At 71.0% G+C, this 7,630-nt stretch carries 9 protein-coding genes; 7 read left to right on the forward strand and 2 right to left on the reverse strand.

The genetic code is table 11. The features are described from left to right. The 4 genes from IZR01_RS46595 to IZR01_RS46610 form a co-directional block, all read left to right on the forward strand. Positions 1-883 (forward strand): sensor histidine kinase (locus IZR01_RS46595; protein WP_228561343.1); only part of this gene is annotated, 883 nt, incomplete at its 5' end. Next, positions 880-1,542, forward strand: a complete 663-nt coding sequence (locus IZR01_RS46600; RefSeq protein WP_194899211.1) for a response regulator — start codon at positions 880-882, stop codon at positions 1,540-1,542. The genes IZR01_RS46595 and IZR01_RS46600, both read left to right, overlap by 4 nt. Positions 1,543-1,602: 60 nt before the next feature. Further along, complete coding sequence (locus IZR01_RS46605; protein ID WP_194927580.1) at positions 1,603-2,460, forward strand: sugar phosphate isomerase/epimerase family protein; 858 nt, start codon at positions 1,603-1,605, stop codon at positions 2,458-2,460. Between the two features lie 152 nt (positions 2,461-2,612). Further along, the gene (locus tag IZR01_RS46610) at positions 2,613-3,902 is read left to right on the forward strand and encodes a Gfo/Idh/MocA family protein (RefSeq protein WP_194927581.1); all 1,290 of its coding nucleotides are present in this window, start codon (positions 2,613-2,615) and stop codon (positions 3,900-3,902) included. A 22-nt stretch (positions 3,903-3,924) separates the two neighbouring features. Here the strand turns inward: IZR01_RS46610 and IZR01_RS46615 are convergent, their stop codons facing one another. After that, positions 3,925-4,917 (reverse strand): aldo/keto reductase, encoded by a 993-nt coding sequence (locus IZR01_RS46615; RefSeq protein ID WP_194927582.1) that lies wholly within the window; start codon positions 4,915-4,917, stop codon positions 3,925-3,927. 174 nt (positions 4,918-5,091) lie between these two features. On the opposite strand from IZR01_RS46615, the gene IZR01_RS46620 reads away from it, so the two are divergent. Both IZR01_RS46620 and IZR01_RS46625 read left to right on the forward strand, forming a co-directional pair. After that, the gene (locus IZR01_RS46620) at positions 5,092-5,979 is read left to right on the forward strand and encodes a LysR family transcriptional regulator (RefSeq protein WP_194899208.1); all 888 of its coding nucleotides are present in this window, start codon (positions 5,092-5,094) and stop codon (positions 5,977-5,979) included. Between the two features lie 206 nt (positions 5,980-6,185). Next, positions 6,186-6,605 carry a cysteine/serine endopeptidase inhibitor gene (locus tag IZR01_RS46625; protein ID WP_323747302.1) on the forward strand — a complete coding sequence of 140 codons (420 nt, stop codon included), beginning with the start codon at positions 6,186-6,188 and terminating at the stop codon, positions 6,603-6,605. Here IZR01_RS46625 and IZR01_RS46630 read toward each other — a convergent pair. Beyond that, positions 6,595-7,083: an HAD domain-containing protein gene (locus tag IZR01_RS46630; RefSeq protein ID WP_194899207.1), complete on the reverse strand. Its 489-nt coding sequence runs from the start codon at positions 7,081-7,083 to the stop codon at positions 6,595-6,597. The genes IZR01_RS46625 and IZR01_RS46630 overlap by 11 nt on opposite strands. A gap of 141 nt (positions 7,084-7,224) precedes the next feature. On the opposite strand from IZR01_RS46630, the gene IZR01_RS46635 reads away from it, so the two are divergent. Continuing rightward, positions 7,225-7,630, forward strand: a 406-nt coding sequence (locus IZR01_RS46635; RefSeq protein ID WP_194927583.1) for a tetratricopeptide repeat protein, incomplete at its 3' end; no start/stop codon positions are given.

Consider the following 7,630-nt stretch of genomic DNA (forward strand, 5'->3'; position numbering starts at 1 on the left):
GGGTGGGGAGATCGTCGCCGGGTCGGGGCGGCTGGGGGCGTTGGCCGGGTATCAGAGCTCGCATGCCGCGTTCTCGTTCGCCACGCAGGGTTGGCTGGCCGCGGTCGCGGTCGGTCTGTGGCTGCGCTACCTGGATCGGCGACGGCGCGGTATGGCCGAGGCGGTGCGGCGCGATGAGCGGCTGGCGATGGCGCGCGCGTTGCACGACGTGGTCGCGCACCACATCACCGGCATCGTGGTGCAGACGCAGGCGGCTCGGATCACCGCGCGGCGGCGGCGCGATACCGCCGATCCCGATGGGTTGGACACCGGGTTGGACACCGGGTCAGACGCCGGGTTGGACGCCACCTTGGCCGAGATCGAAGCGGCGAGCGGCGAGGCGCTGACCGCCATGCGGCGCGTGGTCGGCCTGCTCCGCGACGCCGACGACGCGGCCACCACCGGTGTCGGCGCGGGTCCTGGCGAACTCGCCGAGCTGGTCAAGCGATTCGACGGGCATGGTCCGGCCGTGACCCTGAGCCTGCCAGCGCAAGAAGAGCTCCGCTGGCCGCCGGAGATCGCCTCCACGGTCTACCGCGTGGTGCAGGAGTCGCTGACGAACATCGCCCGGCACGCCGCGCACGCCCGCTGCGCCTCGGTCCGGATCGCGCGGAATCCGCAGGACGGCATCCGGATCGAGGTCACCGACGACGCACCGGCAGGCGCACCGCGGCACCTGCACCGCGGCGGCTTCGGTCTGGTCGGCATGCGCGAACGGGTCGAGGCGCTGGGCGGCACGCTGGACGCCGGACCGCAGCCGGCCCCGGCGAGCGGCTGGGCCGTGACCGCCACCGTCCCGCTCCCCGGCCCCGTCTCGGTCCGCGTCCACGGAGCACGGTCTTGAGTATCAGGGTCCTGCTGGCCGATGACCAAGCCATGGTCCGGCGGGGCTTGCGGCTGATCCTGGAGGACCAGCCGGACATCGCGGTCGTCGGCGAGGCCGCGGACGGTGCCGAGGCGGTCGAGCTGGCCCGCCGGCTGCGGCCGGACGTGTGCCTGGTCGACATCCGCATGCCGCGCCTGGACGGGATCGAGGTGACGCGCGCGCTGGCCGGTCCCGGCGTGGCGGATCCGCTGCGCGTGGTCATCGTGACCACCTTCGATCTGGACGAGTACGTGTACGGCGCGCTCCAGGCCGGCGCGCTCGGCTTCGTCCTCAAGGACGCGGGCCCGGCGCTCCTGGCCGAAGCCGTCCGCGCGGCGAGCGCCGGCGACGCGCTCATCTCGCCGTCGGTGACCCTGCGCCTGCTCAAGCACATCGCCCCCGCCCGGACCGCGAAGTCCACACGCCAACCGGCACAGCCGCTGTCCACCCGCGAACTCCAGGTCACCAAGGCCATCGCCGCCGGGCGCACCAACCAGGAGATCGCCGCGGAGTTGTTCATCTCGCTGAGCACTGTGAAGGGGCATCTGGCGAGCATTCAGGGGAAGCTGGGCGTCCGGAACCGGGTAGGCGTGGCGGCGTGGGCTTGGGAGAGTCGGCTGATGGAGCCGAGGGTGTAGACGTGTAGACGTGTGTAGACGTGTAGATGGAGGCACGCGATGGGCCGAACAGAAACCGCAATGAGCCGAACAGAAACACAGATCCCCGTGACCTGGACGCTCAGCGGGTTCGGCGACGAGATCGGCCCCGACCCCGACATCCAGTTCGCCGTGTTGCGGGCGCTGGGCGCCCGGCACGTCGAGATGCGCGGAGCGTGGGGCGTCAACGTCGTGGACCTGACCGACGAGCAGATCGAAACGTACGCGGGCACGCTGGAACGCTGGGGCATGGGCGTCTCCGCGATCGCCTCCCCGATCGGCAAGGTGAATATCGCCGACGACCCCGGGGACGAGCTCCGCCGGCTGGCCCGAGCGATCGCGGTGGCACACCGCCTCGGCACCGGCTACATCCGCATGTTCTCCTTCTACCGGCCGCAGGGGTCGAGCGCGGAAGACGTCCGCGATCCGGTGCTCAAGCACATCAGTGCCCTGGCACGCCTCGCCGAGCGCGAGAACGTCGTCCTGGTGCACGAGAACGAGAAGGACATCTACGGCGACCGCCCCGAGCGGGTCCTGGACCTCATCGAGTCGGTGGGCTCCAGCGCGCTGCGGGTGGCATGGGACAGCGCGAACTTCGTCCAGGTCGGCGTGCGGCCGTTCACCGACGGCTACGCGATGCTCCGGCCGCATCTGGAGTATCTGCAAGTCAAGGACGCCATCGCGGCGACCGGGGAGGTGACGCCGGCCGGTGAGGGTGACGGTCAGCTGCTGGAGACGCTGACCGCGCTGCGCGACGACGGCTACAACGGCTTCGCCTCGCTCGAACCGCATCTGGCGCTCGGGCACGCGATGGGCGGGTTCTCGGGCCCGGCGTTGTTCGGCAAGGCTGCGCGGGCATTCGCAGGGCTCTGTGACTCGATCGGGGTGGCGACCGCATGACGGACGACGGACGCGATATCGAAGCCGAGTCCGAAACCGAAGCCGAGTCCGAAACCGAAACCGAAGCCGAAAGCATCGCTGGCAACACAGCAGCCAAAAGCGAAGCCAACGCCACGGCTGGCAAGGCAGCAGCCAAGAGCCAAGCCGAAAGCATGGCTGGCAACACAGCAGCCGAGAGCGAAGCCGAAGCCACGGCTGGCAACGCAGCATTCGAGAGCGAAACCCGAGCCGCGGCTGGCGAGGCAGCGGCCAAGAGCGAAGCCGATGCGCGCTGGGCCGTCGCCATCGTCGGCGCCGGGGTGATCGGCCGGATCCACGCCGAAGCAGTACGGCGCCATCCCAAACTGCGCGTCGGCGCGATCGTCGACCCCGATCCAGCCGCGCGCCGCAAGCTCGCCGAGCAGATCGCGCAGGCCGAACAGGGCGCCGAGAACACGGCGCCGGCCGAGTTCGCGACCCTGCCCGAAGCCCTTGCCACCGGCGGCATCGACATAGTCGCCGTCTGCGTCCCGACCGGCCTGCACGCCGCCGCCATCACCGCGGCGCTGGCCGCCGGAGTGCATGTCCTGGTCGAGAAGCCGATCGACGTCTCGCTCCCCGAAGCCCGGCGCCTGACCGCGCTGGCCGAGGAGGCGGCGCAGCGGGGCGTGCTGTGCAGCGTGATCAGCCAGCACCGGTTCGATCCGGCGAGCGCGGCCGTGGCGGCGGCGGTGGCGGGCGGCCAGATGGGCCGGATCACCTCGGCCGTCGCGTCGGTCGCCTGGTGGCGCGGGCAGGAGTACTACGACTCAGCGCAGTGGCGCGGTACGTGGGCGCTGGACGGCGGCGGGGCGCTGATGAACCAGGGCGTGCACACCGTCGATCTCCTGGCGTGGCTGCTCGGCAAGCCGGTGGAGGTGTTCGCGCACGCCGCGATGCTCGCCCACGAAGGCATCGAGGTCGAGGACGTCGCGGTGGCCACGGTGCGCTTCGCGTCCGGGGCGCTGGCGGTCCTGCACGCTACGACGGCTGCGTATCCCGGCTTGTCGGTGCGTCTCCAGGTCCACGGCACCACCGGCTCCGCGGTCCTGCACGACGACCAACTGGAGTACTTCCACGTCGCGCGGCACGGCACCGGCGCCACCGGCGGGCCCTACGGTGGCGCCGAGCCCGACAACCAGGCGTCCCGCGTGGTCCCGGCAGCGGAGCTGCGGGGGAACACCAAGCCGGCGGACGCGTTCGTCGTCGGTCATCTGCGGCAATACGAGGACGTGGTCGACGCGATCGGAACCGGCCGACCGCCGGCGGTCACCATGCGGGACGGCCTGCTGGCGGTCGCCTTGGTGCGCGCCGTCTACGTGTCCGCGACGCTGGGCCGGCCGGTGGATATCGACGCGTTGCTCGCCGGCGACTACGACGATGTGGCCGTAGCCATCGATAGAAATGGCGGAATCAGCGCTTAATTTATCGAGGCTTAATCGGTATCTAATTCGAGATCAGGGCGTCGATCCGCGCCAGCTCGTCGGCGTCGAAGCCGAGGTTCGCGACGGCCGCGACGTTGTCCGCCAACTGCTCGGGACTGCTGGCGCCGACGAGCGCGGAGGTGACCCGGCCGCCGCGCAGCACCCAGGCCAGAGCCAGCTGCGCCAGGCTCTGGCCGCGCGCCTCGGCGATCGCGTTCAGCCCGCGCACGGTGGTCAGCAGGTCCTCGGTGATCCGGTCGCTGTTCAGCGAGGTGCCGTGGGTCCCGGCGCGCGAGCCCTCGGGGATCCCGTCGAGGTAGCGGGCCGTCAGGATGCCCTGCTCCAGCGGCGAGAACGCGATCGAGCCCACGCCCAGATCGTCCAGCGCGTCGAGCAGGCCGCGCTCCTGCGGGCCGCGGTCGAGCATCGAGTACTTCGGCTGGTGGATCAGCAGCGGGGTGCCCAGTTCGCCGAGGATGCGCGCGGCTTCGCGGGTCTGCTCGGCGGAGTAGTTGGAGACGCCGACATAGAGCGCTTTGCCTTGCTGCACAGCGGAATGCAGCGCCCGCATCGTCTCCTCAAGCGGGGTGTCGGGGTCGAAGCGGTGTGAGTAGAAGATGTCGACGTAGTCCACGCCCAGCCGCCCAAGACACTGGTCCAGTGAGGACAGCATGTGCTTGCGCGAGCCCCATTCGCCGTAAGGGCCGGGCCACATCCGGTAGCCGGCCTTGGTCGAGATCACCAGCTCGTCCCGGTGCGCCGCGAAGTCGGTTTTGAGCGCCGCGCCGAGCGCCGCTTCGGCGGCGCCGCCGGGCGGGCCGTAGTTGTCCGCGAGGTCGAAGTGGGTGATGCCGAGGTCGAAGGCCCGGCGCAGGATCGCGCGCTGCACCTCGGCCGGACGGGACGGGCCGAAGTTCTGCCACAGGCCCAGCGAGATGGCGGGCAGGACCAGGCCGCTGTTCCCGGCGCGCCGGTAGGGCATGGTCGTGTAGCGGTCGGGGTGGGCGGTGTACATCGCGACTCCCAAAGCGGTGGGCGCAAAGCCGTGGGCGGCTCGGGCCACGGCTCGGGCCGCGGTTCGGTTTCCCCGGGCCAGCGGCTACCTTTCCGCGCCGGGCGAGCAGAAGTCCAACAGGAGAATCTGCTGGGATTCAGTGACTGTGTCGCTCAATGGCTAGGCTGCACTGTCATGGAGATACGCCAGCTTCAGCACTTCGTGTCGGTCGCCGAGGAGCAGCACTTCACCCGCGCGGCGGCGCGGCTGATGGTCTCGCAGTCCGGGCTGTCGGCCTCGATCCGGGCGCTGGAGCGGGAATTGCAGGCCTCGCTGTTCGTGCGCACCACGCGCACTGTGACGCTCACCGAGGCCGGGCGGGCGTTGCTGGTGGAGGCCGAGCGGATCCTGGCGCAGGAGCGGGCGGCGCGGGAGGCGGTGGCCGCGGTGCAGGGGGTGCTGCGCGGGACGTTGACGTTGGGGGCGGAGCAGTGTGTCGCCGGGGTGCACGTGGCCGGGCTGCTCGCCGCGTTCCGGCGGCTGCATCCGCAGGTGGAGATCCGGTTGCGGCAGTGGGGATCGGCGGCGTTGGCCGAGCAGGTCGCGGCGGGCCGGCTCGACCTGGCCTTCGCCTACCGGACCGACGGCCATCCGGAGCAGTTGCGGTCGGTGGCGCTGACCAGCGAGCCGATGATCGTGCTCTGTCATCCGGACCACGCGCTGGCCGGGACCGGGGCCGCGGTGACGCCGCAGGACCTGGGCGGCGAGGTGTTCGTGGACTTCCATCCGGACTGGGGCCCGCGCCGGGTCACCGACGCCGCGTTCGCCGCGCTCGGCGTGCGGCGGACCGTCCCGCTGGAGGTGAACGACGTGCACAGCCTGCTGGACCTGGTGGGCGAAGGGCTCGGGGTGGCGGTCGTGCCGCGGCACTTCGAGCGCAAGCGGACCAGCCTGGTCGCGGTGCCGCTGACGGGCACCGGCGGGTCGGTATATGAGACGGCCGCGCTGCTTCCGATCCCGCAGGCGACCAGTCCGGCGGCGAAGGCGCTGATGGCGTTGCTGGAGTCGGAACCGGGCCGCTAAAGCGGCTGGAGTAAACGGTCCGACACACCCTTGACGGTTCCTCCGGGTGGCCTCATGGTGCTCAGTGGGCTGCGGTTCCGGAGTGCTCATGTATCGCAACACTCTGTGACGACGGCCCCGCGCGCGCACCAGCACCTTCCGAACTCAGGGTTCCACCGAGATCAGGGTTCCAGCGAGATCAGGGTTCAGCGAGAGAGGACAACGCCGTGCACCTTCCCAAGTACGCCCGCCCGGTCTGCGCCGCCGTCGCCGCCGTGGGCACGTTCGCGGTCCTGGGCGTCAGCCCGGCCGCCGCCGACATCCCCATCGGCCAGCAGATCAACGGCACCTCCACGTACTACAACGACGCCGGCTACGGGGCCTGCGGTACCCAGATCAACGCCGCCACCGACTGGCTGGTCGCGGCGCCGGCCGCGTACTGGACCACGCCGAACCCCAACAACGACCCGATATGCGGCCTGTCGATACAGGTGACCTACAACGGGAACACCATCACCGTGCCGGTCGAGGACAAGTGCCCGAGCTGCGACGCCTCGCACATCGACCTGAGCCTGCCGGCGTTCCAGTCGCTGGCCGACCCCAACCTGGGGGTCATCGACGTCACGTGGGAGTTCGTCAACCGGTAGCGGACGGGTCTTCGTCCCGGGCCCACTCCAGCGCCCGATCGACCGCCTCCCTGGTCAGTCCCGTCGCCGGATCGACGGGGATCAGCAGGGTCGGCTGCGGTCGGGCGCTGCTCCACGTCCTGGCCTCCGGCGGGTGCTGGTCGTCGATCCAGACCGCGGGGCGGGTGCCGACGAAGCGCGCGATGACGCGGACCTTCTCGCGGGGGTGGAACGGCGGGGAGGGCATGTGGGCCAGCGGCAGCGGCGTGACGCCGAGCAGCGGGGCCAGCAGGCGGTTGGCGTCGTGGTTCCAGGACGTGGCCCAGACCACGTCGAAGGTCTGCCGGAGCCGGTTGATCCAGATGCCGTGGGCCCGGCACAGGCGGACCGGCTCGGCGCCCGGGAACAGGCTGTGTTCGGCGAAGCCGGGCGGGCATTCGACGGCGCTGTAAGGGTTGAGGACGCCGTCCACATCGAGGAGGAGCACCGGCCGTGGCACGAGTCCAGGATAGGGGGCTAGGCCCGTCTGCGGCGGGTTTGTCGGGGGACTCTCAACAGAGCCGGAACAGAGCCGGACCCGCCGTGGGCGTCCGGGGACACCGACTATGCTCGCGGAAGATTCACCAGGAGGGGAGAGCCAATGAGCGACGGGGAAAGCCCTCTGATCCACGCACTGCGGCAAGCGGTGCGCTCCGCGCCGGAACAGGCTGAGTTCCGGGTCGCGCTCGCCGAAGCGCTCATCGGGGCCGGCGACACGCAGGGGGCGATCGTCGAGCTGGGTGAAGCGCTTCGGCTGGAGCCGGGTTCGGCGCGGGCCCGGGAACTGATGCTGGCGGCGCTCAGCGGGGGGCCGGCGGCGAAGAGCGAGACGGCCGTCACCGGGGATGCTGATGCCGCCACGGCGGTCGAGGTCGCGTCTGGGACCGGCGCCGACGCCAGCACCGACCCCGACCCCGACCCCGACGCCAGCAAGCAGGAACCCGGCTTCGACTGGTCGGCCGCCGAGGCCGAACTCGGCGACATCGCCCCGCCGCCCCGCTTCACCT

Origin of the sequence: Catenulispora pinisilvae (assembly GCF_015356865.1) — a bacterium.
GTDB lineage: Bacteria > Actinomycetota > Actinomycetes > Streptomycetales > Catenulisporaceae > Catenulispora > Catenulispora pinisilvae.

What these genes read in the sequence shown, in the direction of transcription:
- IZR01_RS46610 (WP_194927581.1), top strand. Translation starts at nt 2,613, where the DNA reads ATGGCTGGCAACACAGCAGCCGAGAGCGAAGCCGAAGCCACGGCTGGC.
- IZR01_RS46620 (WP_194899208.1), top strand. Translation starts at nt 5,092, where the DNA reads ATGGAGATACGCCAGCTTCAGCACTTCGTGTCGGTCGCCGAGGAGCAG.
- IZR01_RS46605 (WP_194927580.1), top strand. Translation starts at nt 1,603, where the DNA reads ATGAGCCGAACAGAAACACAGATCCCCGTGACCTGGACGCTCAGCGGG.
- IZR01_RS46615 (WP_194927582.1), bottom strand. Translation starts at nt 4,917, where the DNA reads ATGTACACCGCCCACCCCGACCGCTACACGACCATGCCCTACCGGCGC.